Annotated in this window: 21 protein-coding genes; 11 read left to right on the forward strand and 10 right to left on the reverse strand. The window is 70.3% G+C overall.

Annotation, left to right across the window (positions count from 1 at the left end; translation table 11 throughout):
- Positions 1–2: 2 nt before the first annotated feature.
- Positions 3–497 carry a cation:proton antiporter regulatory subunit gene (locus tag ACQ0O7_RS00580; RefSeq protein ID WP_430779703.1) on the reverse strand — a complete coding sequence of 165 codons (495 nt, stop codon included), beginning with the start codon at positions 495–497 and terminating at the stop codon, positions 3–5.
- A gap of 134 nt (positions 498–631) precedes the next feature.
- On the opposite strand from ACQ0O7_RS00580, the gene ACQ0O7_RS00585 reads away from it, so the two are divergent.
- Entirely contained in the window at positions 632–2,146 is a 1,515-nt protein-coding gene (locus tag ACQ0O7_RS00585; protein WP_430779704.1) for an FG-GAP repeat protein, read from the forward strand.
- Between the two features lie 40 nt (positions 2,147–2,186).
- On the opposite strand, the gene ACQ0O7_RS00590 is transcribed toward ACQ0O7_RS00585, so the two are convergent.
- Positions 2,187–3,389, reverse strand: a complete 1,203-nt coding sequence (locus ACQ0O7_RS00590) for a sugar efflux transporter (protein WP_430779705.1) — start codon at positions 3,387–3,389, stop codon at positions 2,187–2,189.
- A gap of 124 nt (positions 3,390–3,513) precedes the next feature.
- Between ACQ0O7_RS00590 and clpB the strand changes: the two genes are divergently transcribed.
- Complete coding sequence (gene clpB, locus ACQ0O7_RS00595; protein WP_430779706.1) at positions 3,514–6,099, forward strand: ATP-dependent chaperone ClpB; 2,586 nt, start codon at positions 3,514–3,516, stop codon at positions 6,097–6,099.
- 38 nt (positions 6,100–6,137) lie between these two features.
- Here clpB and ACQ0O7_RS00600 read toward each other — a convergent pair whose 3' ends face one another.
- Positions 6,138–6,314: a hypothetical protein gene (locus ACQ0O7_RS00600; RefSeq protein WP_430779707.1), complete on the reverse strand. Its 177-nt coding sequence runs from the start codon at positions 6,312–6,314 to the stop codon at positions 6,138–6,140.
- A 344-nt stretch (positions 6,315–6,658) separates the two neighbouring features.
- Between ACQ0O7_RS00600 and ACQ0O7_RS00605 the strand changes: the two genes are divergently transcribed.
- The 5 genes from ACQ0O7_RS00605 (at position 6,659) to ACQ0O7_RS00625 (ending at position 10,824) form a co-directional block, all read left to right on the forward strand.
- Positions 6,659–8,044: a hypothetical protein gene (locus ACQ0O7_RS00605; protein WP_430779708.1), complete on the forward strand. Its 1,386-nt coding sequence runs from the start codon at positions 6,659–6,661 to the stop codon at positions 8,042–8,044.
- A gap of 100 nt (positions 8,045–8,144) precedes the next feature.
- Positions 8,145–8,873 (forward strand): hypothetical protein, encoded by a 729-nt coding sequence (locus ACQ0O7_RS00610; RefSeq protein WP_430779709.1) that lies wholly within the window; start codon positions 8,145–8,147, stop codon positions 8,871–8,873.
- Positions 8,874–9,244: 371 nt separating this feature from the next.
- Positions 9,245–9,613 (forward strand): hypothetical protein, encoded by a 369-nt coding sequence (locus tag ACQ0O7_RS00615; RefSeq protein WP_430779710.1) that lies wholly within the window; start codon positions 9,245–9,247, stop codon positions 9,611–9,613.
- A gap of 57 nt (positions 9,614–9,670) precedes the next feature.
- On the forward strand, positions 9,671–10,048 hold the full coding sequence (locus tag ACQ0O7_RS00620; RefSeq protein ID WP_014440216.1) for an ArsR/SmtB family transcription factor: 378 nt from the start codon (positions 9,671–9,673) through the stop codon (positions 10,046–10,048).
- A 101-nt stretch (positions 10,049–10,149) separates the two neighbouring features.
- Positions 10,150–10,824, forward strand: coding sequence for a class II aldolase/adducin family protein (locus ACQ0O7_RS00625; RefSeq protein WP_430779711.1), 675 nt, complete (start codon positions 10,150–10,152; stop codon positions 10,822–10,824).
- Positions 10,825–10,878: 54 nt separating this feature from the next.
- Here the strand turns inward: ACQ0O7_RS00625 and ACQ0O7_RS00630 are convergent, their stop codons facing one another.
- The 4 genes from ACQ0O7_RS00630 to ACQ0O7_RS00645 form a co-directional block, all read right to left on the reverse strand.
- Entirely contained in the window at positions 10,879–11,991 is a 1,113-nt protein-coding gene (locus ACQ0O7_RS00630; RefSeq protein ID WP_430779712.1) for a DedA family protein, read from the reverse strand.
- A 75-nt stretch (positions 11,992–12,066) separates the two neighbouring features.
- Positions 12,067–14,565 (reverse strand): polynucleotide kinase-phosphatase, encoded by a 2,499-nt coding sequence (locus tag ACQ0O7_RS00635; protein ID WP_430779713.1) that lies wholly within the window; start codon positions 14,563–14,565, stop codon positions 12,067–12,069.
- Complete coding sequence (locus ACQ0O7_RS00640) at positions 14,562–15,917, reverse strand: 3' terminal RNA ribose 2'-O-methyltransferase Hen1 (protein ID WP_430779714.1); 1,356 nt, start codon at positions 15,915–15,917, stop codon at positions 14,562–14,564. Before ACQ0O7_RS00640 ends, ACQ0O7_RS00635 begins: the two co-directional genes overlap by 4 nt.
- Before the next feature lie 53 nt (positions 15,918–15,970).
- A complete protein-coding gene (locus ACQ0O7_RS00645) occupies positions 15,971–16,126 on the reverse strand; it encodes a hypothetical protein (RefSeq protein ID WP_430779716.1) in 156 nt (51 codons plus the stop codon).
- A gap of 287 nt (positions 16,127–16,413) precedes the next feature.
- Here ACQ0O7_RS00645 and fbaA point away from each other — a divergent pair, with 287 nt between their 5' ends.
- Positions 16,414–17,439 (forward strand): class II fructose-bisphosphate aldolase, encoded by a 1,026-nt coding sequence (gene fbaA / locus ACQ0O7_RS00650; RefSeq protein ID WP_430779718.1) that lies wholly within the window; start codon positions 16,414–16,416, stop codon positions 17,437–17,439.
- 103 nt (positions 17,440–17,542) lie between these two features.
- Positions 17,543–18,064, forward strand: a complete 522-nt coding sequence (locus ACQ0O7_RS00655) for a hypothetical protein (RefSeq protein ID WP_430779719.1) — start codon at positions 17,543–17,545, stop codon at positions 18,062–18,064.
- Here ACQ0O7_RS00655 and ACQ0O7_RS00660 read toward each other — a convergent pair.
- Positions 18,061–18,336, reverse strand: a complete 276-nt coding sequence (locus ACQ0O7_RS00660; protein ID WP_430779720.1) for a hypothetical protein — start codon at positions 18,334–18,336, stop codon at positions 18,061–18,063. The two genes, ACQ0O7_RS00655 and ACQ0O7_RS00660, sit on opposite strands and share 4 nt — an antisense overlap.
- Positions 18,337–18,362: 26 nt before the next feature.
- Positions 18,363–19,550, reverse strand: a complete 1,188-nt coding sequence (locus tag ACQ0O7_RS00665) for an LOG family protein (protein ID WP_430779721.1) — start codon at positions 19,548–19,550, stop codon at positions 18,363–18,365.
- 56 nt (positions 19,551–19,606) lie between these two features.
- Here ACQ0O7_RS00665 and ACQ0O7_RS00670 point away from each other — a divergent pair, with 56 nt between their 5' ends.
- The gene (locus tag ACQ0O7_RS00670) at positions 19,607–20,596 is read left to right on the forward strand and encodes an ADP-ribosylglycohydrolase family protein (protein ID WP_430779722.1); all 990 of its coding nucleotides are present in this window, start codon (positions 19,607–19,609) and stop codon (positions 20,594–20,596) included.
- 81 nt (positions 20,597–20,677) lie between these two features.
- Entirely contained in the window at positions 20,678–21,100 is a 423-nt protein-coding gene (locus ACQ0O7_RS00675; protein ID WP_430779723.1) for a DUF3151 domain-containing protein, read from the forward strand.
- Positions 21,101–21,285: 185 nt separating this feature from the next.
- Here ACQ0O7_RS00675 and ACQ0O7_RS00680 read toward each other — a convergent pair whose 3' ends face one another.
- On the reverse strand, positions 21,286–23,220 hold the full coding sequence (locus ACQ0O7_RS00680) for a chromosome partitioning protein (RefSeq protein ID WP_430779724.1): 1,935 nt from the start codon (positions 23,218–23,220) through the stop codon (positions 21,286–21,288).
- Positions 23,221–23,254: the final 34 nt, after the last annotated feature.

The following is a 23,254-nucleotide window of genomic DNA, read 5'->3' on the forward strand; positions in this document are numbered from 1 at the left end:
GTTCAGTCGTCGTCGCCGGCCAGGATGGCGGTCACGCCGTCCAGGCCCTGGCGGGTGCCGACCGCCACCACCACGTCATTCGCCTCGAAACGGAACTCCGGACCGGGTGAGGCGATCACCTCCCGGTCGCGCAGCACCGCCACGATGGAGGAGGTGGTGCGGCTGCGGGCCTGGGTGTCACCCAGCCGCCGGCCCACGAACCGGGAGCCGGCCGGCAATGCGATCTGCTCGGTCAGCAACCCGGCCGCCTGCTGCCGGAGCCCGGCGAGCTGTCCCAGCATCAGTGAGGCGCCGAGCACGTCGGCCAGGGCCTCGGCCTCGTCGTCGGTCAGCGGGATGGAGGCCAGGCTGGAGTCCGGATCGTCCACGTCGTACAGCACCAGGTCGCGGCGGCCGTTGCGATGGGACACCACCCCGACCGTCCGACCCGACGAGGTCACCAGGTCATGGCGGACGCCGATACCCGGCAGCGGAGTCTGTTCCACCCGTACACGCACGATCTCACAGTAGTGGGGTGAAAGATCCCGCGCGCGGCACCGGCCAGGATCGGGCGTGGCTCCCGTTACGACGCTACGGAGCCGTCCTACACGTCGGGTATCGTCTCGCGTACAACGGGGAAAGGAAAATGTCGATGCGTCGATTGTTTGTCGCTCTGCTGGCCGCGCCGCTTCTGGTGGTTCCGGCCGCCACACCGGCCTCGGCCGCCTGCGCACGGGTGCCGAGTGACTTCAACGGTGACGGGTTCGGCGATCTCGCCGTCGGCGCCCACAACCGGTACGAGCCGATCCAGGACGTTCCGTGGCAGGGCGCGGTCAACGTCGCCTACGGGTCGGCAGCCGGGGTCGGCAAGGGCTCGCTCGGCCCGGTGACCTTCACCGGGCATCCCACCAGCGTCGGTGAGGGCTTCAACGGGAGCATGCGTCTCGGGGAGGCGCTGGCGAGCGGCTACTTCGACGGGGACTGCTACGCCGACCTCGCCGTCAGCGCCGCCTCGGGCAGCAAGTTCCTGCTGCTCTACGGCAGCCAGTGGGGTCTGACCAAGGACCGGGCGATCGGGTTCGACCGGACCGCGATCCAGCCGGACGGCGCGTACGAGTCGGGAATCAGCTACGACCTGGCCGCCGGTGACTTCAACGGCGACGGCTTCGACGACATCGCGGCCGGCGCCCCGTGGACCGACGGCCAGCGGGGCGCGGTCGGTGTCCTCTACGGCTCGGACGCCGGCATCAGCGGCACCGGCAGCCAGTGGATCGATCAGGACAGCCCCGGCGTGCCCGGAGCGGCCGAGCCGGGCGACACCTTCGGCTGGTCGGTGGCCGCCGGTGACTTCGACGGCGACGGCCGGGACGAGCTGGTGGCCGGAGCGCCGAACGAGGCGCTCGGCGGCAACCGGGACGCGGGTGGCATCGTGGTCTTCCCGGGCACTGCGGCCGGCGTGTCGACCACCGGTTCGGTCTGGTGGGACCAGGACTCGCCCGGTGTGCCCGGCGCCGTCGAGAAGGAGGACCTGTTCGGTTACGTCCTGACCACCGGCGACACCGGTGGCGACGGCCGGGACGAGCTGATCGTCTCCGCTCCCCAGGAGTGGATCGGCACGAAGGCGGCCGCCGGCGCGGTGCATGTCTTCCACGGGGGCGCCTCCGGCCTGGTGCCGGGCGCCATGTTCAGCCAGGACGACGCCGCCATTCCCGGCACCTCGGAGAGCGGCGACTACTTCGGGACGGCGCTGGCGCTCGTCGACTTCAACCGCGACGGTAAGCGTGACCTGGCGATCGGCGTCCGTGGCGAGACCGCCGGCACGGCCCAGGCCACCGGCGCGATCAACGTGCTCTACAGCACCACCGCCGGTCCGGTCGCGGCCGGCTCGATCTACCTCGACCAGAACTCGGCCGGTGTGCCCGGGGCGAACGAGTCGCAGGACGGATTCGGCTGGACCCTGTCCCGGCTGGTCAACGTCCATGGCGGTGACACCCTGGTCGTCGGCGTTCCGGACGAGAAGGTCACCTACGACTGGGAGGGCGCCGTCGTCGTCCTGCCCGGCGCGGCCGTCGGTCAGACCCGGCCGGAGGGGTACGCCCTCACCGGCGCGAACTTCCCGGGTGGCGCCTCGGCCGAGTCGAACTTCGGCTGGGGTCTCGTCTCCTGAGGTTGGGCCGCGGCTTCTGAGGTTGGGCCGCGGCTTCTGATCAGCCCGGGTCGACGGCGTTCTTCGTCGTCACCCGGGCTGTCTCGTTCGCCGTTCGGGGCGGCCGGACGGCCAGCAGGATCAGCAGACCCAACACCGCCAGAACCAGATTCAGGGTGTACGCCAGCCGGAACCCGTACTCCTGGGCCAGCCCGAACAGCGGCGCCGACATGATCTGCCCGATCGGGAAGGTGTTGGCGAACATCGTCGACGCGCGGCCCGGGAACCGGGGCATCATGTCCTGGAAGTAGGAGATGCCTAGCCCGGAGACGGCCGCGATCAGGATCGCGTTCAGGATCTGGGCGGCGGCCAGCATCCAGACCGACGAGGCCGACACCGCCAGGGCCTGGTACCCGACGCCGCAGACCCCGCCGAACAGGATGATCCGGCGCAGTGGCATCCGGGTGGAGAGCTTGCCGAAGCCGAGCATCAGCGGGATCTCCAGCGCCGCACAGATGCCGAGGATGATGCCGGCGTCTCCGACCGTGCCGTCCAGTTCGGTGCGCAGGTACAGCGGCATCGCCTGGACGTTGAGCACCATGGAGGTCTGGATCAGCACGAAACCGGCCAGGATCGGGTAGACCTGCCACGGAGCCCGGGTCGAGACGGTGTCCCCGGGCGGGGGCGGGGCCGGCGCCTCCACCTCGGGCAGCCACTTGGCCGCCAGCAGGGCCGCCACCAGGTACAGCACGGAGGCGGTGCCGTAGACGTACTGGAAGTCGCCGGATTCCAGGAGGAACGCGGCCAGCGACGGGCCGCCCACCCAGGCGATCGAGAACACGGTGCGCAGCGCGCTGATGCCCATGGCCGCCCGGCTCGGGTCGTCCCGTTGCAGCGCCTCACGGGCGTACGCGAAGGATTGGGGGAACAGCGACCCGGCGATCGCGGAGGCCGTCGCGGTGAGCGCGAGCAGCACCCAGAAGTCGCGGACCACCGCGGTGAGACCGCTGCCGGCGCAGCCGGCGAGTGCCGCGGCGATCAGGATCGTGCGCCGCATCGGCCGCCGGTCCGAGACACGGCCGATCGCCCACGACATGGCCACGCCCGAGAGTGACGCGGTGATCAGGAAGAAGGTGACCTGGATCGGACTCGCCTGGACGGCGCTGCTCAGAAACAGGCCGAGGAACGGCCCGACGACCGCGGTGGCGATGCCGACAGTGAGGAAGACCAGACCGAGAGGGAGGAGCCGGCGGGACAGTGACACGTCTCCTGACGGTACGGGTTCCCGCCGATGCGCGACCCTGGCCGGTGGTGACTGTCACCGTGGTTCCGTCGCGCTAGAGTTGAGTGGAACACGCTCAAGTCTGCCGGTGCGTTCAGGGGAGCTGATGAACACCGAACGTTTGACCACCAAGAGCCGCGAAGTGATCACCTCGGCGGTCGCCGACGCCGGCCGCCGCGGGCACGCCACGGTCGAGCCGTGGCACATGCTGCAGTCACTGCTCGACACCGGCGGGTCCACCGCCACCGCCCTGCTGCGCGCGGTCGGCGCCAATCCGGCCGACATCCGCCGGGCCGCGGTCCGCGCCATCGAGCAGCTGCCGTCCGCCCGTGGCGCCAGCACCGTCGAGCCGAGCCTGTCCCGCGAGTTCGTCAACGCGATCGGGTCGGCCGACCTGATCGCCAAGCCGCTCGGGGACGAGTATGTGTCGACCGAGCACCTGCTGGCCGGTCTGGCCCGGGTCGGCGGCGCGGTCTCCCAGGTGCTGAAAGACGCCGGCGCCACCGAGGAGGCGCTGGTCGCCGCGTTCCCCCAGGTGCGCGGCGGGGAGCGGCGGGTCACCAACGCCGATCCCGAGCAGACCTACAAGTCCCTGGAGAAGTACAGCGTCGACCTGACCGCGCTGGCCCGGGACGGCAAGATCGACCCGGTGATCGGCCGGGACGCCGAGATCCGTCGTGTGGTGCAGGTGCTCTCCCGGCGTACCAAGAACAATCCGGTGTTGATCGGTGAGCCCGGTGTCGGCAAGACCGCGATCGTCGAGGGCCTGGCCCAGCGGATCGTGGCCGGCGACGTGCCGGAGACGCTGCGCGACAAGAAACTCGTCTCGCTCGATCTCGGCGCGATGGTCGCCGGCGCGCAGTACCGCGGCCAGTTCGAGGAGCGGCTCAAGAGCGTGCTGGAGGAGATCCGCAGCTCCAACGGCCAGGTGGTGACCTTCCTGGACGAGCTGCACACGGTCGTCGGCGCGGGCAAGGGCGAGGGCTCGATGGACGCCGGCAACATGCTCAAGCCGATGCTGGCCCGCGGTGAGCTGCGGATGGTCGGCGCGACCACGCTCGACGAGTACCGCGAGCACATCGAGAAGGACCCGGCCCTGGAGCGGCGCTTCCAGCCGGTGGTGGTGGGTGAGCCGACCGTCGAGGACACCATCGGCATCCTGCGCGGCCTCAAGGGGCGCTACGAGGCGCATCACCGGGTGCAGATCACCGACGCGGCGCTGGTCGCGGCGGCCAGCCTCTCCGACCGCTACATCAGCGACCGGTTCCTGCCGGACAAGGCGATCGACCTGATCGACGAGGCCGCCTCCCGGCTGCGGATGGAGATCGACTCCCGGCCGGTCGAGCTGGACCAGCTGCAGCGCCAGGTCGACCGGATGCGGGTGGAGCGCCTGGCCCTGGAGAAGGAGACCGATCCGGCGTCCCTGGCCCGGCTGGAGCGGCTGATCGCCGACCTGGCCGACCGGGAGGAGGAGCTGACCGCGCTGAACGCCCGGTGGGAGCGCGAGCGCGGCGGGCTGAACCGGGTCGGTGAGCTGAAGAAGCAGCTCGACGAGGCGCGGGCCGGGCAGGAGCGGGCCCAGCGTGACGGCGACCTGCTCCAGGCCTCCCGGCTGCTGTACGAGGTGATCCCGGCCCTGGAGAAGGAGATCGAGGCCGCCGCCGAGACCGAGGAGGAGCACGCCGAGCCGCCGATGGTCAAGGAGGAGGTGGCCGCCGACGACATCGCCGAGGTGGTCTCCTCGTGGACCGGCATCCCGGCCGGCCGGATGATGGAGGGCGAGACCGCCAAGCTGCTGCGGATGGAGGAGTCGCTCGCGGCCAAGGTGATCGGCCAGCGGGAGGCGATCGCGGCGGTCTCCGGCGCGGTGCGCCGGGCCCGCGCCGGCATCGCCGACCCGGACCGGCCGACCGGCAGCTTCCTCTTCCTCGGCCCGACCGGTGTCGGCAAGACCGAGCTGGTGAAAGCGCTGGCCGGCTTCCTCTTCGACGACGAGCGGGCGATGGTCCGCATCGACATGAGTGAGTACGGCGAGAAGCACTCGGTGGCCCGTCTGGTCGGCGCCCCGCCCGGCTACGTCGGCTACGAGGAGGGTGGCCAGCTGACCGAGGCGGTGCGCCGCCGGCCGTACAGCGTGGTGCTCCTCGACGAGGTGGAAAAGGCCCATCCGGACGTCTTCGACGTGCTGCTCCAGGTGCTCGACGACGGCCGGCTCACCGACGGGCAGGGCCGGACCGTCGACTTCCGCAACGCGATCCTGGTGCTCACGTCGAACCTGGGTTCGGCGACCGCCGACATCACCATGAGCGACGAGGAACGGCACGACGAGGTGCTGGCCGCGGTCCGTGCGCACTTCAAGCCGGAGTTCCTGAACCGGCTCGACGACATCGTGGTCTTCCACGCCCTGACCAAGGCCGACCTGACCGCGATCGTCGACATCCAGCTGGCCCGGCTGCGGGACCGGCTCGCCGAGCGGCGGCTGGTCCTGGAGGTGGCGCCGGCCGCGGTGGAGTGGCTGGGTGAGCACGGGTACGACCCGATCTACGGCGCCCGGCCGCTGCGCCGGCTGGTCCAGTCCTCGATCGGGGATCTGCTGGCCAAGGCGCTGCTCTCCGGGGAGATCCGGGACGGCGACACGGTGGTGGCCGACCTGAGCGAAACCAAGGACGGCCTGACGGTCTTCCGGCGGTAGGTGACGAAAAAGGGGGCCCCGTCGGGCCCCCTTTTTTCTTACTTGTCCGCCTCCCGTTGGCGGTAGGCGTGTGTCACCAGGACGTCCGTGAAGGCGTGTTCGCCGTCCGCGGACCAGATCCGGATGCCGTTGCGGTGCAGTTGATATCTGACATCCGTGAATCGGGTCGTGCTGTCGTCATGGTGAACGACGTCGAGGGTGTCGGCGTGGGGCATGGGACTCACCGGTCCTTAGGTCTGGGGCGGCCGCGGTGTGGACACGCGGCATGCGCAATCGGAGTGGCGCCGTCCACCGGTCTGCCTCGGCCCCGGAACGATGTGCGCGGGGCGGGCGACTCATGCGGGCACGGCGTGCCTCTGGAGCGGTCTGCTTCCAGGTGGACGCCACACAGCGAAGTCTAGGGTCCGCCGTCCAGGCGTGACGCCACCCGAACGGGCGACGTTTTGCGGTCATTTGGGGTCATCGTTGCCTGATATTTCCACATGCTCGCCGACCGTGAGGCTCGGTCGCGGGATCTGGCGTACGGCGGATACCGTGAATTGATCTATTGGAGGGCAGTGTGACCGTACCGACTTATCAGGTCCCCGACTCGGCCCCGTCCCGGCCGATGACGGTGACCTTCTCCTCGATACTGCTGTTCGTGGTCGCCGCCGTGCAGCTGCTGAGCGCCGTCATGGTCCTGTCGATCAGGGATTCGGTCGCCGGGGCGTACCAGAACACCATCGACGCCGAAGAGCTCGGCACCGACCTCGAGTCGGTCGTCGGCTTCGCCCTGGTCGGGACGGCGGTCATCTACGCCCTGATCGCGATCGTGGTCTCCGTGCTGGCGGTCTTCAACGGCCTCGGCAAGAACGGGTCGCGGATCACCACCTGGGTCTTCGGTGGCCTCGGGCTGTGCTGCAACTCGTTCGGGCTGGGCGGCACCGCGATCGGCACCATGGCCGGCACCGGGTCGTCCGGCGGCCTGAGCGAGCAGCAGATCGACGCCGAACTCACCACCGCGCTTCCCAGCTGGTACGAACCGGCCGGTACCGCCACCTCGGTGGTGATCGTGCTGGCCCTGCTCGGTGCGATCATCCTGCTGGCGCTGCCGCAGTCGAACGCGTTCTTCCGCAAGCCGGTGGGCTGGAACCCGGCGATGCCGTACCCGCAGTACCCGGGGCAGCCGGGCTATCCCGGCCAACCGGGGTACCCGGTCCAGGGCGGTCAGCCCGGTTATCCCGGATATCCGGCGCAGGCCGGCTACCCCGGCCCCTACGGGCAGCCGCAGCAGCCGTCGGCATATCCGCCGCCGTACCCGGGGCAGCCCGGGGCGCCCAGCCACTTCGGCACGCCGGAGCAGTATGGACAGCCGGGGCAGCCCGCGCCGGGTCTGCCGCCCTATCCGGGGCAGGCCGGGACGCCCGCTCCGGGCACGCCGTTCCCCGGGGCTCCGGGCGCTCCCGGGTCGTCCGCGGCACCGGGCGCTCCGGCGCCTTCCGCGGAGCCCTCCAGTGATCCGTGGGCGCGGCCGTCGTCCGGTGTCCCGGACGCCTCTCCGGAGCCCACCAGCGACCCGTGGGCGGCTCAGCCGGGTGCCACGCCGCCGTCTCCGGTTCCCCCGGTGCCGTCGGGTCCGCCCGCGCCGCCGTCCACCGAGCCCTCCAGCGATCCGTGGGCGGCCCCGCAGCAGCCGTTCCCGGAGACGCCGTCGCCGTTCGCGCCGCCGGCGCCCGCGCCCTTCCCGGTGTCCTCCTCGGCGGCGCCGGTGTCACCGCCGCCCGCCGCGCCGGAGCCGCCCAGCGATCCGTGGGCTACCCCGTCGGACGTGGCGCCGTCGTCTCCGGCTCCGACTCCGACGACCCCGGCTTCGACGACCCCGGCTTCGCCGGATCCGTCGGCTCCGGAGAGTGACCAGTCGCCGAAGAACGACTCCGACGGCGATTCGCCGCAGCGTCCCTCCTGATCGATTTCGGACCGGTTCACTGATGAGGTGGACCGGTCCGCCCACCTCCCCCAGCGGTACGCGATAGGTTCTTTGCCAGCCGAACCCGCGGGAGCCATCGATGTCCTACGCCGTCCAGCAGCCGCCTGCCGCAGTGCCGTTCCCGGCCCGCCGCCCGGCTGCCGTCACGACCGCGGTCGCCCTGCTCTGGGCCATGGCGGCGGCCGGCCTGACCTACGCGATCAGCATGGTCGCGGTCACTCCCGGCGTGGTCGGCCGATTCCGTGACGCCACCGCCGGATCCAGCGCGGCGGAGAACTTCATCACCGTGATCTGGCTGGTCGGGGCGCTGGCCCCGGTGCTGGCCCTGATCTTCGCCGCGCTCTTCGCGGTCCTCGGGGTGGCCCTGCGACGGGGTAACCGGCTGGCGCGGGCGGTCGCCGTCGGCGTGTGTGGGCTGGGTCTGCTGACCGGTCTCGGGACGGTGGGCATTCTGGCCGCTCAGCGCTCCGGTGACGCGGTTCCCGGCTCGATCGGCGCGGCGCTGAGCGACGCGTACCCGTCCGGGTGGATCACCCTGAACGCGGTGGTGGCCGTCGCGCAGGTGCTGGGTTACCTCGCGGTGGGCGGGCTGCTGCTGGCCGCGCCGCGAGAGTATTTCGGAGCCGCGCCGGGTTTTGTGCCACCGAGCCAATTTGAGGCGCCGGCGAGCGAGCCGCAGTGGGCTGGCCCACAAACGAAGCCTTTTGTTACCGGCGGGTCCGAACCCGATCAGTTCTCGGATCCGGCGGTTCTGCCGAAGTCGGCGCCGATCCAGGAAGACGAGTACTGGTCGCGACCGCACGAGTGAGCGGTTCCGTATCGACGACTGTGGGTCACTCGAACGGGTACGGTCCGTTTCTGGCGTTGTCACTCGATCGGCTGTACGGATAGATCGAGATCGGCCGGACGGTGGGTGTTTTCCCCCGTACGGACAAACGTCTTTTGATGGGTTCACAGCCTCTTCACAGCGCAGCTACCAGGTGATCCTGAGCTTGGCGCGGGTAACGTACCGACGATAGCTGCTTTGAGCTGCGTCTATGGTCAAACTACGGGGTGAGGCCACCTGGAGGATTAGTAAACCTTCTTTACAAAGCCACGTAAAGCTGCGCGTCAATAGTTCCGTTCCGCCCTGGCGGGGCGAAAGATTCCGGTTTTCGTACAGCCAGTACGCTCGATGTCGTGGAAGCACGGCACGACCTGGGTAAATTCATCACTGAATTGTCCGTCGCGCAGCGTGGCGTCGTGCTTTCATCGGGTCGTGGGGTGTGTGGCGAACTGATGATCGCGCAGTGTGGCGTGATGGTCTCGCCGCGTTCCGTGCCGAGTCATCGTCGGGGATCGGTGAGTCGAAAAAATCGACGAATTGGCAATGTGGCCGGCCTCACCCCGGAGGCGGGGATCGAGAGCTCGACACGGATGGGTAGCGACCAGATGGCGACTGAGGCGTTGCAGGAGGCAGAGACCGAAGTCGTCGTTGCACGAACGGTTGACCCGGCGAAGGTGTCCGGGGTGGCCGTCTCGGCGATCGATGTCGGCCTTACGGCCTGAAAGTTAGCCGGTTCGTTCCTGCGGACATGCAGGAGAATCGATGCAGTTGGTGGAAGGATGGAGATCGTGGGAACTGCGTTGGCGGAAATGACGATGCCTCAGATCTCGCCGCTTGCCGGCGAGCCTATTGAACGCGCTGACGCTGAGCGCCTGGCGGGAGTGCTGAAGGCGCTCGCCGACCCGGCCCGGCTACGGCTGCTGAGCCTTATCCAGTCCGCAACGGACGGTGAGGCGTGCGTCTGCGACCTGACGGCCCCCCTGGGCCTCTCGCAGCCCACTGTGAGTCACCACCTTCGGATTCTCACCGAGGCTGGTCTTCTCGAGCGGGAGAAGCGGGGTGTGTGGGCGTACTACCGGCTGGTGCCGACCGCTATCGCCACCATCGCCGACCTGCTGACCCCGCCGCGGAAGCGGGCCACCAAGAAGGCCCGCTGAAGCGAGACAGGGTTAATGCCTGGCGTCACTTAGCAATGGGGGCGTGACGCCAGGCTGAGGACCCCGGCCCCGCGACGGCCGGCGGACCTGAGGAGGAACGGGTGAACTACGTCCCCGGTGACCTGCGTGACCAGCTCGCGCACGTGGGTTACGACGTGGTGCAGGCGGGCCTCGTGTGTGGATCGGGCGGCAACCTGTCCGCCCGTATTCCCGACGAGGACGCCATCTGGGTCACCGCGAGCGGATCATGGCTGGATCGTCTCAGCCGCACCACCTTCGCGCCGGTACGGATCTCCGACGGGGCCCCGGCCGTCGTCGGCAGCACCCCGCCGCCGCGGACCGAGCCGACCAGCGAGTTGGCTCTGCATCTCGCGCTCTACCGGGCCAGGCCGGACGTCAACGCGGTGGTGCACCTGCACCCGCAGACCGCGCTGCTGCTGGACGCCCTCGGCGAGCACGTCCGGATCGTCACCACCGACCACGCCTTCTACCTGAGGCGGGTGTCGACAGTGCCCTTCCGGCTGCCGGGCAGCACCGAGCTGGCGGCCCTGACCGCGGCGATGGCCGCCGACGGCACCGACTGCCTGGTGCTCAGCCAGCACGGGTGCGTGGTGATGGGCGACTCCGTCGAGCTGGCCCACAAACGGGCCCGCAACCTGGAGGAGGCCGCGTCGCTCACCTACCGGGCGCTGACGGCCGGACGGCTGGAACACCTGCGGGAGTGCCCCGAGGAGTTCCTCGAGAAGCTCTCCGGATCCACCACCGTCACGGTGTGAGCGTTCCACGAAAAAGGCCGGCCCTCGGGCCGGCCTTTCGCGTTCGCTCAGCGGTCAGTCGCGCGGCGGCCACTGCTGCTGGTCGTCGTAACGGGGCTGCTGCTGCCCGTACTGGGGCTGGCCGTAGTCCTGCGCCGGGTACTGCTGCTGCGGCGGATAGCTCTGCGGGGTGGGCTGGTACCCCTGCTGCGGGTAGGCCGGCTGCTGCGGCTCCTGATACTGCTGCGGCCGCCCGTACGTCCCGCCCTGCTGGGGTTGACCGTAGGTCCCGCCCTGCTGGGGCGCGTTGTAGGCGCCGGCCTGGTGGAACGTCGTCGCCTCGTTGTACTGGTCCTGCCCGGCCCGCTGCTGCTGGTGCTGGTTGTGCTGCTGGCCATGGTGGTCGAAGTGCTCGTGGTACTCCTCGCGGGCGGCGTCGGCCACCCCGACCGGGCTCGCGATGGCGACCGCACCGAGCGCCTCGGCCACCCCGGGACCGGTGAGCGTGCCGTTCTTCTTCGCCCGGCGCTCGCGCAGGATCTCGATCCCGATCGGCAGCACCGACACCAGCACGATCAGCACCACCACCGGCAGGATGTAGTGGTCGATCTGGTCGCCGATGGCCGCGTAGATCTGCTCGGCCAGCAGGTAACCGATCAGGATGATGCCGTCGGTCCAGAGGATCGCGCCGACGACGTTCCACAGGAAGAACTGCTTGGCCGGCATGCCGAGGGTGCCGGCGACCGGGTTGAGGAAGGTCCGCACGATCGGGATGAAGCGCGCCAGCACCACGGCCTTGGCCGGGCCGAACTTCTCGAAGTAGTACTCCGCCTTCTCGACGTACTCCTTCTTGAAGAGCTTCGAGTCGGGTTTGTCGAACATCCGGCGCCCGTACCTCGCCCCGAGCCAGTGCCCGAACTGGGCGCCGACGATGGCGCAGATGGGCGCGCCGATCAGCAGACCGACGATCGACAGTTGCGCTCCGTCACCGAAGATCGAGTTGGCGACCTCGGAGGCGGCGACTCCGGCGAGGAAAAGCAGTGAATCGCCTGGGAAGAAGAAACCGGCCAGAAGACCGGTCTCGGCGAAGAGGATGGCCAGGACACCCGGCAACCCGAAGGCCGAGAGCAGGTCCTTCGGGTCCATCGGGTTGAGAGCTAGCTGCTCGGTGAGCGCTTGGATGTCCACGAGGAGCCAGGGTACCGGCCCGATGAGGGCCGGAACCTGAATGAATGCTGAGTACTTCAGGACGTAACAGTCCGCTTACAGGCGGGGGTCGACGGGCTCCGACTCGGCGGCCAGGATCGCGAAGACCAACTCGTGCACCCGCCAGGCCGGCGCGCCCTCGGCCAGCCGGTCCAGCGCGGCCAGTCCGAGCCCGTGCTCGCGCAGCGCCAGCGCCCGTTTCCGGCCCAGATTGCGCTGCCGAAGCCGGTCCAACTGGTCCGGACGGGTGTATTCCGGCCCGTAGATGATCCGCAGGTACTCCCGGCCACGGCACTTCACTCCGGGCTGGATGAGACGACCGTCACCACCGGTCGCGCCCAGGCCCACCCACGGCTTGACCACCATGCCCTCGCCGCCGGCCCCGGTCAGTGTCAGCCACCACTCGGTCGCGGCGGACTCGGCGGCCGGGTCGGCCAGGTCGACGATCATCCGCCGGGTCGGGGTGAAGAGTTGCGGGTCGGCGGAGACGAGCCGATCGGCCAGCGCCAGATGCCAGTCGTGATCCTTCGTGGCGTACGACACTCCGGTCCCGGCCAGGATCGCGAACGGTGCCAGGGTGACCCCGTCCAGCCCGTCGGTCGGTTTCACGTACGCCCGGTACGCCGCGGTGTAGCCGTCGATCTCGGCCGACCGCAGCTGGAGACGATCCCGCAGTGCGGTCACGTCGAGCCCTCGCCCGGACACCCGCTCCAGCACCGACCGGGCGGCCGGCAGCGCGGCCCGGGCGGCGGCGCCGACCGCGGCGTACTGGTTCCGGATCAGGCTGCCCGCCTTGGCCGACCAGGGCAGCAGCTCGGCGTCGATCAGCAGCCAGTCGGTCGCCAGCTCGGTGAAGAGTGGTGCGGCCGCCGCCCGGACCCGGGCCAGCAGCGGCTCGTCGCGCTCCGGGCCGAAGAACGGCCGGCCGGTCCGGGTCCAGATCGCGTCACCCGCGCCGGTGACGGAGACCCGCACCACGGCCCGGGAGCCCATATGTTTCTCCTCACACACGACCCGGTCCACGTCGGCGGCGCGCAGGTCGGCGAAGGCGGACGACGGGTGCTCCAGGTAGCCCTCCACCGACGAGCTGGTGCACGGGGCCATCGTCGGCGGCAGCCAGACCAGGGCCTCCGGATCGACCGAGAACCGGCCCATCACCTCCAGCGCGGCCGCGGCGTTCTCGGCGGGGACCGTGGTCCGCCCGTACCCGTAATCGATGTGCCGCCGCCCGGTGACGTCCGCGATGTCCAGACCCTCGTCGGGTTTGGCGGTGGTGGTGAAGATCGGCCGGACCGGCTCGTAGTACTCCTTCGCCGCGGGCACCGCGACCAGCTCACGGGACGGCCAGCGCAGCGCGGTCAGCGAGCCGCCGAAGACGCAGCCGGTGTCCAGGCAGATGGTGTTGTTGATCCACTCCGGAACCGGGGTGGGCACGTGGCCGTAGACGACCGCGGCGGAACCCCGGTACTCCCGGGCCCACGGGTAGCGGACCGGCAGCCCGTACTCGTCGGTCTCACCGGTGGTCTCGCCGTAGAGCGCGAAACTGCGCACCCGGCCGGACGCCCGCCCGTGGTACGCCTCCTTCAGCCCGGCGTGCGCAACCACCAGCTTGCCGTCGTCCAGCACGTAGTGGCTGACCAGGCCGTCGATGAAGCTGCGCACCTCGGACACGAACTCGGCCGGCTCGGCCTCCAGCTGGGCCAGGGTCTCCGGAAGACCATGCGTCAGCTGTACGTTGCGGCCGTTCAGCTTGCGGGCCAGCTTCTGCTCGTGGTTGCCCGGCACACAGATCGCGTGCCCGGCCGCCACCATGCCCATCACCAGGCGCAGCACACCCGGCGAGTCCGGTCCGCGGTCGACCAGGTCGCCGACGAAGACGGCCGTCCGGGCCTCGCCGGGAAAGACGGCGTCCACCGGCCGGCCCGCGTCGTCCCGGACGATCTCCCAGCCGAGTTTCTCCAGCAGCGACTCCAGCTCGGACCGGCAGCCGTGCACGTCACCGATGATGTCGAACGGCCCGTGCTCGTCCCGCTTGTCGTTGAACAGCTTCTCGTAGCGGATCTCGGCCGCCGCGATCTCGTCCACCCCGCGCAGCACGTGGATCTTGCGGAAGCCCTCCTTGGCCAGCTGGCCCAGGGACCGCCGCAGGTCACGGCTCATCCGGGAGAGGACCCGGCGATCGAACGTACGGTCCGGGCGGGCCTCGGTGCGCTCCCAGGCCAGCGGCTCCGGGACGTCCAGCACGATCGCCACCGGCAGCACGTCGTGCTCGCGGGCCACCTTGACCAGCCCGGCGCGGGCGTGCGCCTGAAGGTTGGTGGCGTCCACGACGGTGAGCCGGCCGGCCGCCAGCCGCTTGCCGGCCACGTAGTGCAGCACCTCGAAGGCGTCACCGGAGGCCGACTGGTCGTTCTCGTCGTCGGCGACCAGACCGCGGAAGAAGTCCGAGGAGAGCACCTGGGTCGGCTTCCAGTGCCGGCCGGCGAAGGTGGACTTGCCGGAGCCGGAGATGCCGACCAGGGCGACCAGGGACAGCTCGGGAACGTCGAGGATCATGCGGACACCGCCTTGAACAGAGCGAGCTGGGTGGGGGCGCCGGTCTCCTCGTGAGACTCGCCGACGCCACGGATGGTGACGGTGTAGCCGTACGCCTCGGCCGTCCGCGCCGCCCACTCGGCGAACTCGGCACGGGTCCACTCGAAGCGATGATCCGAGTGACGCATCCCGGTCAGGCCCTCGTAGTGCACGTTGTACTCGACGTTCGGCGTGGTCACGATGACCGCGCCGGGCTTCGCGTGCCCGAAGACGGCAGCCTCCAGCGCGGGCAGCCGGGGCAGGTCCACGTGCTCGATGACCTCCATCAACACCGCCGCGTCGAAGCCGCACAGCCGGTCGTCACGGTAGGTGAGCGCGGTCTGGATCAGCCTGATCCGATCCTTCTGCCGCTCCGGCAGCCGGTCCAGCCGCAGCCGGCGGGCCGCCTGCTCCAGCGACCGGGTGGCCACGTCGGCACCGACGATCTCGGTCAGGTTCCGGTCCTTGACCAGCGCGGTGAGCAGAGCCCCACCGCCACAGCCCAGATCGAGCACCCGGGCCGCGCCCACCTCGGTCACCGCGGCCAGCACCGCGTCCCGGCGCTGCTCGGCCAGCGGGGCACGGCGGGCCACCGGCAGCTCGGCCTCCTCCTCGGTGACCGGCTGGTCGGCGTCCAGCAACTGCAGCGCGGTGGTGGTCAGAGACTTGCGATGGGCCAGGTAACGGCGGGCGATCAGCACCTTCTCCGGGTGACCGGCCAGCCAGCCCTCACCGGAGCGCAGCAGTTTCTCGATCTCGTCCGGGGCCACCCAGTAGTGCTTGCCGTCGTCCAGCACCGGCAGCAGCACGTAGAGGTGGTTCAGCGCGTCGGCGACCCGCAGCTCGCCGGTCAGAGACAGGTCCACGTAACGGCTGTCGCCGCCGATCTCCGGCTCGAACGGGATCGCCGTCGCCGACACCGCCCAGCCCAGCGGCGCGAACAGCCGGGTCACCAGATCCACCGTGCCGCGCAGCACCGGGACCCGGACCTCCAGCGGGATCGGTGTCGCGGCCAGCTCCGGGCGGTCCTTCGAGGCGCCGCGCAAGGCGGTCCGGAACACTTTCGCGAGAGCGCTGGCCAGGAGGCTGGAGGCGGCGTACGGCCGGTCGTTCACATACTGACTCAGCTCGAAGGCGTCTCGCTGCGCCCGCAGCAGCCGCGGATCCACGTCCAGCATCAGCGCGGCGGTGCAGCGGTCCTCGCCCACTTCGGGATAGAGGACGTACGCCGTACCGGTCGGCATGTCGAACGAGTGCACCTTGTCGGGATGCTTGACCAGCAGGTAGCCCAGATCCGTCGCGGGCCGGTGAGTGGTCGTCAGGGTGAGCAGCACCCGTCGATCGTGGCAGCGCCGCGCCGATCAGGCGATCGATTTGCCGGCCGCGGTCAGCGGTAGTCGTCGTCGAACTCGACGATCCGGTTCTCCGCGTCGTCGACGGGCGCCTGCTCCTCCGAGTCGTCCTGCCAGCCGGGGACCGGGGTGGCCTGCTCGGCCGCGTCGGCCTCGGGTGTCTCCAGATCGACTTCCACCGGGTTCGTCATCTCCGGCCTCCTTCCGTCTCGTTCATGGCTTCCGTCTCGTTCATGGTGGGGCTTCCCCGGTCGTGATGTCGTACAAACGGGCACGAGCCGACTTTCGGGCCGGGTTCCGCTTCCGTGCGTCAGCGCCGGGCTCACCAAATGTTCCTTAGGTCACAGTATGTAGTAATCGTTGATGCAGATTTCGGGGCGATTTCAGTTACGCACCGCGACTGCGGAATACTTTCTTGCGGAGGACAGCGCGGTCCTGCCCTCTGCTTCCCGTGACAAAGAGCTAGGAGCGTCTTCCGATGCCTATCGCTTCTCCCGAGGTCTACGCCGAGATGATCGATCGCGCCAAGTCCGGCGCGTTCGCCTACCCGGCGATCAACGTGACGTCCTCGCAGACTCTCAACGCGGCCCTGCAGGGCTTCGCGGAGGCCGGCAGCGACGGCATCATCCAGATCTCCACCGGTGGTGCCGAGTACGTGTCCGGCCCCACCATCAAGGACAAGGTCGTCGGCGCCGTGGCGCTGGCCGAGTTCGCGCACCACGTCGCGAAGCAGTACTCGATCAACATCGCGCTGCACACCGACCACTGCCCGAAGAACCACCTCGACGGGTTCGTCCGGCCGCTGATCGACATCTCCGCCGAGCGGGTCGCCAAGGGCCAGGCGCCGCTGTTCCAGTCGCACATGTGGGACGGTTCGGCCGTGCCGCTGGACGAGAACCTGCAGATCGCCGAGGAGCTGCTGGCGAAGACCGCGGCCGCCAAGATCATCCTGGAGATCGAGGTCGGCGTCGTCGGTGGCGAGGAGGACGGCGTCTCCGCCGCGATCGACGACAAGCTGTACTCGACCGTCGAGGACGGCCTGGCCACCGCCGCTGCCCTGGGCCTGGGTGAGAAGGGCCGCTACCTGACCGCCCTCACCTTCGGCAACGTGCACGGCGTCTACAAGCCGGGCAACGTCAAGCTCCGCCCGGAGATCCTCAAGGAGATCCAGGACGCGATCGGCGCCAAGTACGGCAAGGACAAGCCGCTCGACCTGGTCTTCCACGGCGGCTCCGGCTCGCTGCTGTCGGAGATCCACGGCGCCCTGGACTACGGCGTGGTGAAGATGAACATCGACACCGACACGCAGTACGCGTTCTCCCGCCCGGTCGCCGACCACTTCTTCAAGAACTACGACGGTGTTCTGAAGATCGACGGCGAGGTCGGCAACAAGAAGGCGTACGACCCCCGCGCCTGGGGCAAGCTCGCCGAGAACGGTCTCGCCAAGCGGGTCGTCGAGGCCGCCCAGCACCTCCGCTCGGCCGGAACCACCCTCGGGAAGTAATCGAACGGCAACGGCCGGTCCCCGTCAGTGGGGGACCGGCCGTTTTGTCTTGCGGGACTACACAGAGGCGCGGGTACCATCGTCAAGTCTTGATCAAGGGACGGTGGTCGTGCTCGTAATCGAGGGCTGGAAACCCGAGTGGCATCACGATGCCGAAGCCCTCGCCGCCACCCATCGACACATGTTCGTCCGGCTCATCGGCCGGAAACTGCGATCGAGCCACCTGCTGTGGGATGTGGCCGAGCGAGGCTGGTTCGCCGACGGCCCGGTGATCCTCGACTTCGGACTGAGCCGGGTGGAAATCACCCATCGTAAGTTCGATGAATGTGCCATCACCTGGGACCAGATCGACATGGCCGTCCCGATCGACCTCTACGAGCACTTCGACTGGCGTTCCGACCCGCACGCCGCGCTGCGCAAGGCCCGGGGCCGGCAACTGCGGGCGGTCAACATCGTCGAGCGGACCACCACGGCCGACTGGCGGCCCCGGGTGCTGCACGCCGTCGAGTTCCTGTTCGACGGCGCGCGCCTGGCGATCTACAACGCGATGGACGAGAACGGTCTCACCGACGTGCCCGAGGCCGAACTGCCGGCCGCGCACTGGCGCCGCGTGCACGTGGCCTAGCTGCTGCCGCCGCCTCCGCCACTGCCGCCGTCACCGCCCCAGGACGAGCCGCCGCCGTCACCGCCGCCGCCCCACCAGCTACCGCCACCGCCGTGGTCGCTGGTCGCCGAGCCATCGGAGCCCGACGACCCGCCGTAGTACGCCGCATCTGATCCGGCGCCGTGACGCGACCCACGACGGGACCGCGGGTTACCACCGGTCAACTTCGTCACGACCACCATGAACACCGTGAACGCGAGGCCGATCACCACGATGTAGAGGACCATCTCCATGGGTGCAGTGTGGGGTAACCGCACAACTACCGGGAGAGGGCGTCCATCGCCTCGTCCAGGGAGTCGGTGACCACCACCAGACCGGACTGGTCACCGTGCGGCGAACGGGCCAGCAGCGGCCGCAACAGCTCCTCCACCGGCAGCCTCGACCAGTGTTCGGTGCCGAGGAACACGTACGCCCCGGACGGCCCGTCGGTCGCGTAGAACGTCTTCGTCGCCGCCTGGAAGATCTCCTGCACCGTCCCGGCCCAGCCCGGCGCGAAGACGATCCCGCCCCGGGCCAGCCGCAGGATGGTGTCCTCCCGCACCGCGTTGGAGAAGTACTTGCCGATCTGCCCGGCGAACAGGTTGGCCGGCTCGTGGCCGTACAGCCAGGTGGGCAGGGCCAGCCCGCCGTGCCGGAGCCGCCCGGCCACGTCCAGATCGGGCAGCGGGTAGGCCCGCCGGACCGATAGAGCCGCCGCCGTGTACGGGTCGTGGTCCATGAAGTGCGGCGCCACCGAGAGCCGGTCGATCGCCTCGTCCAGCTCGCCCGGCGTCCGGGACGCGAAGTAGGCGCCCAGGTTGGCCGCCTCCATCACCCCGGGACCCCCGCCGGTCACGATCAGCCGCCCGGCCGCGGCCAGCCGTTGGGCCAGCACACCGGCCATCCGGTACGGGTCCGAGCCGCGCGCCGCCGCGTGCCCGCCCATGATCCCGATCGCGCCACCGGGGCCGTTCACGTGCGCCCAGTCGTTGAGGGCCTTGCCGAGCGCGTTGTCGACACCGGCGTCGTGCAGCCGCTGGGACAGCGCCTCCCGGATGTCCGGGACCGCCCCGCCGTGTGCCGTGAAGTGCTGGTAGACGAGGGTGTCGAACATGCCGGCGAAGCCGTGCTCGGCGAACCCGGCGGACAGATCCTCGGGGGTGTAGAGCAGCGCCGGATGGGTCGGGTAGGGGCAGTCGTCGAACGGCGGGATGACGTGCGCGCCCCGCCGGATCAGCTCGGCCTCCACCTCCGGATCGGCCAGGTGACATCCGACGAACATGGTCTCCCGTACGTCCACACCGGTCAGATCCGGCGGATCCCGGTCCAGGCGCAGGCCGAGCACGCAGAGCCCGGCCAGGGAGTTCTTGGCCAGGTGCACATCCAGTTCGGCACGGGTTTCGATCTCGTCGGCGGTCGCGTCGAACGGCGCGTCCCCACCGAGTACGGGTTGCAGCGGATCGGGCATGGATCCATCTTGCTCTCGGGAGGCACGTCGTCGACGTCTTACCTAGAGTTGTCCGCATGCGTGCTGCGTCGGGTTCACTTTTCGGGTTGGCGTACGGGGACTCTCTGGGCAAACCGACGGAGTTCCAGGAGTACGCGACGATCGTGGCCCAGTACGGCCCCGGCGGCCCCCGGCGGCTCGTCGGCGAACCGGCGCTGGTCACCGACGACACCCAGATGGCGCTGGCCGTCGGGGAGGCCCTGGCCGAGGTGGGCCGGATCACTCCGGAGGCGTTCGAGCCGGTGCTGCGGCGCCGTTTCCTGGAGTGGGCGGCCAGCCCGGAGAACGATCGGGCCCCCGGCATGACCTGTCTGCGGGCGTGCGCGAACCTGGCTGACGGCCGCCCGTGGGTCCGGGCCACCCAGACCGGTTCCAAGGGCTGCGGCGCCAACATGCGGGTCACCCCGGTCGGCCTGATGCCGGGCCTGTCCGACGATCAGCGGGCCGGCGCGGCGCAGCTGCAGGCCGCTCTGACCCACGGGCATCCGACCGGTCTGGCGGCGAGTGAGCTGACCGCGTGGGCCGTCCACCTGCTCGCCGCGGGTCTGCGGCCGGCCGATCTGCTGACCGCGCTCCGGGACCGCTGCGCCGAGCAGCGCAAGGTCTACCGCGGCGACTGGCTGGGTGACCTCTGGCAGCAGCCGTGGGCGGACTCGCCGGAGGAGTTCATCGCCCGCGGCTGGGACGAGTGCGCGGCCGCCCTGGACCGGGTCGCGGCGGCGCTGGCGTCCGGCGACCACACCGGCGATCCCTGCCTGGCCACCGGTGCCGGCTGGATCGCCGAGGAGGCCCTGGCCACCGCGCTGTACGTCTACCTGATCTCGCCGGACGAGCCGGTCGCGGTGGTGGGCCGGGGCGCGGCGTCCTCCGGCGACTCCGACTCGATCGCCTGCCTGGCCGGGGCGTTCGCCGGCGCGTCGCTGGGCCTGCCGGCCTGGCCGGCCGAGTGGCAGACCCAAATCGAGTACGCCGATCGGCTGTTCAAGCTCGGGATCGCCTGGGATTAGGTGCGGTGTCGCGGATCGCGACACAGAACCCAACTTTCGTGGCGGCGGAATGAACGCGGCCCGGCCGGGTTGAATGGGGGCATGCAGAACCTCCTTCCCGAGCCGCCGGCCACCCGACTGCCCGCCGACGCGGAGGCCGACAAGGCTCTCGCCGAGGCCGCCGCGACGGGCACCGACGAGGCCTTCAAGGCGGTCGCCGCCAAGTTCCCGTCCTACAGTGCCGCCTGGGCGCCGCTGGCCGCGTCCGCGCTGGCCGCCGGTGAGCCGGTCACCGCCTACGCCTACGCCCGCACCGGTTACCACCGGGGTCTGGACGCGCTGCGCCGCAACGGCTGGAAGGGCCACGGCCCGGTGCCGTGGGCGCACGAGGCCAACCAGGGTTTCCTGCGTTGCCTGCACGCCCTGTCGCAGGCCGCCGCCGTGATCGGTGAGGCGGACGAGGCGGCCCGTTGTGCCCAGTTCCTGCGGGACAGCGACCCGGCCGCCGCCGACGCCCTGACATAGCCAGACCCTGTGCCGATTTCCGGTGCGCTCCGCGCCGGAAGTCGGCACGCATCCCCGCGTTCCGGCATCTGTGCCGATTTCCGGTGCGTTTCGCGCCGGAAGTCGGCACGCATCCCCGCGTTCCGGTACCCGTGTCGATTTCCGGTGCGCTTCGCGCCGGAAGTCGGCACGCGGGTGGGGTGGTGCTACAAGCCTGAGGCGACCGCTGCGGCGATCTTGAGCCACGCATCCTTCGTGGAAGTGGACAGTTCGCCGTAGCGGATCGGCTCGCCCGAGTCGATCAGCCGCTCGTAGGGTGCCACCAGCACCGCCCGGGTCCGGGCCGCGAAGTGCTGCTGGATCCACTGCAGGTCGATGTCCTTGCGGGTCGGCGGCATGGTGACGATGGTCACCGCCTGCCGGACCAGCCGTCGCCGGCCACCCTGCTCCAGGTGGTCGAGCATCCGGGCGGCGGTCTCGGCCGAGTCGTTACGCGCCGACATGGTGATCACCAGCTGGTCGGTGGCGTCCATCGAGGCCTGCCAGTTCTCCGCGCGCACGTTGTTGCCGGTGTCCACGAAGATCAGCTTGTAGAACCGGCTGACCACGTCCCGGATCTCGGCGAACGAGTTCGCGGTCAGCATCTCACCGGCGGTCGCCGACTCGTCCGAGGCGAGCACGTCGAACATGCCCTCGCCCTGGGCCCGCACATACTGCGACAGGTCACCGACCCGGCCCTGGGCGCCCTGGAAGAGATGCAGGTCACGCATCATGTCGCGGACGGTCCGGGCGTGGAAATCCTGCTGCGCCCGCATCCCCAGAGTGCCCTGGGTCTCGTTGTTGTCCCAGGCCAGCACGTAGCCACCGCGCTTCTGCCCGAACGTCATCGCCAGCAGCAGCACGGCCACCGTCTTGCCGGCCCCGCCCTTCGGGTTGACCACCGTCACCTGGCGCAGCCCGCCGAAGTTGCGGCGGACCATCTCGACGTCCTGCTTGTACTCTGTCTCATACTGCCCCGGAGCCATCTTGAGCAGGCCGAACGTGGCGTTCTGCAGCATCGCCCGAGCACCCATCGTGGCACTCTGCTGCTGCGGGCGGGCCAGCCGCCGCTTGGCGAACTCCTCAGCGGTCGGGGTGTTGTCGGCCAGCCAGTTCAGCTCCTGGAACGGGTCCTCCGCGGCCGGCGGCTCCGGGTTGTCCCGCGGAGGCGTGGGCTGGTTCGGCGCCGTATAGAGCGGGGTGGTGTGCACCGGCGGCGGCACCGCCGATCCCTGGACGGGCCCCGGCCAGGCGCTCTGCTGCGGGGGCACCGCCGCGGCGTTCCCCCGGTGGGCGGTCTCGGCCGCGTGCCGCGCTGGTCCGGGCTCCTCGAACTGCCGATTGGGTACGGCCGGAGCAGGCTGCTGTGCCACCGGCCGAGGCGACGGCGGCGGTGTCGGAGCCGCCTCGCGCACCGGCGGCGGCGTGGCCTCCCGCCGCGGCGGCGTCTCCCACTGCGACGGCCCGGTCTCCCGCTGCGGCGGTGTGACCTGCTTCAAGACCGGCTGCACCGGAGTCTGCTGGACCGGAGTCGGCGGGGCCGGAGTCTGCTGGACCGGGGCCGGTGGGGCCGGAGTCTGCTGGACCGGGGCCGGTGGGGCCGGAGTCTGCTGGACCGGGGTCGGCGGGGCCGGAGGCAGCTGGACCGGGACCGGCGGCGTCGGGGCCTGATGGATCGGAGCCGGTGGGGCCGGGGGCTGCTGGACCGGGGTGGGCCGGGCCGGAGTCTGCTGGACCGGGGTGGTCGGGGGCTGCTGGATCGGGCCCGGCGGCTGCGCCCACGCCGACTGGGCGTGCGCCGGGCGCTCACCCGGGGAGACCGGCAGCCCGAACTCGTCGACCGGCCACCCGGGCGACTCGGCCGGCCACCCGGACGACGTGCGCTGGGTGGGCACCTGGGCGCCCGTCGGCCCCACGCCGTCAGCCGGCCGGAACACCCCGGGCTCGACCTGGACCATCCCGACCGGTGGGGTCCGATCGCCAAGCGGCACGGCTCGGCCGTGCACCGGCGTCTCGGGCTCGTCGGCCCAGAACGGCTCCACGTCTCGGGGCGCCGACTCGGCGCCCTGGCCGTGGGTGCGGTCGGCGTGCTCGTCCGCCACGGATGAGACCTCCGATATCACAACGTTCCTGCCG

The sequence above is a fragment of the Actinoplanes sp. G11-F43 genome (genome assembly GCF_050589265.1).
Lineage (GTDB): Bacteria > Actinomycetota > Actinomycetes > Mycobacteriales > Micromonosporaceae > Actinoplanes.

What these genes read in the sequence shown, in the direction of transcription:
- ACQ0O7_RS00585 (WP_430779704.1), top strand. Translation starts at nt 632, where the DNA reads ATGCGTCGATTGTTTGTCGCTCTGCTGGCCGCGCCGCTTCTGGTGGTT.
- clpB (WP_430779706.1), top strand. Translation starts at nt 3,514, where the DNA reads ATGAACACCGAACGTTTGACCACCAAGAGCCGCGAAGTGATCACCTCG.
- ACQ0O7_RS00600 (WP_430779707.1), bottom strand. Translation starts at nt 6,314, where the DNA reads ATGCCCCACGCCGACACCCTCGACGTCGTTCACCATGACGACAGCACG.
- ACQ0O7_RS00610 (WP_430779709.1), top strand. Translation starts at nt 8,145, where the DNA reads ATGTCCTACGCCGTCCAGCAGCCGCCTGCCGCAGTGCCGTTCCCGGCC.
- ACQ0O7_RS00620 (WP_014440216.1), top strand. Translation starts at nt 9,671, where the DNA reads ATGGAGATCGTGGGAACTGCGTTGGCGGAAATGACGATGCCTCAGATC.
- ACQ0O7_RS00635 (WP_430779713.1), bottom strand. Translation starts at nt 14,565, where the DNA reads ATGATCCTCGACGTTCCCGAGCTGTCCCTGGTCGCCCTGGTCGGCATC.
- ACQ0O7_RS00645 (WP_430779716.1), bottom strand. Translation starts at nt 16,126, where the DNA reads ATGACGAACCCGGTGGAAGTCGATCTGGAGACACCCGAGGCCGACGCG.
- fbaA (WP_430779718.1), top strand. Translation starts at nt 16,414, where the DNA reads ATGCCTATCGCTTCTCCCGAGGTCTACGCCGAGATGATCGATCGCGCC.
- ACQ0O7_RS00660 (WP_430779720.1), bottom strand. Translation starts at nt 18,336, where the DNA reads ATGGAGATGGTCCTCTACATCGTGGTGATCGGCCTCGCGTTCACGGTG.
- ACQ0O7_RS00665 (WP_430779721.1), bottom strand. Translation starts at nt 19,550, where the DNA reads ATGCCCGATCCGCTGCAACCCGTACTCGGTGGGGACGCGCCGTTCGAC.
- ACQ0O7_RS00670 (WP_430779722.1), top strand. Translation starts at nt 19,607, where the DNA reads ATGCGTGCTGCGTCGGGTTCACTTTTCGGGTTGGCGTACGGGGACTCT.
- ACQ0O7_RS00675 (WP_430779723.1), top strand. Translation starts at nt 20,678, where the DNA reads ATGCAGAACCTCCTTCCCGAGCCGCCGGCCACCCGACTGCCCGCCGAC.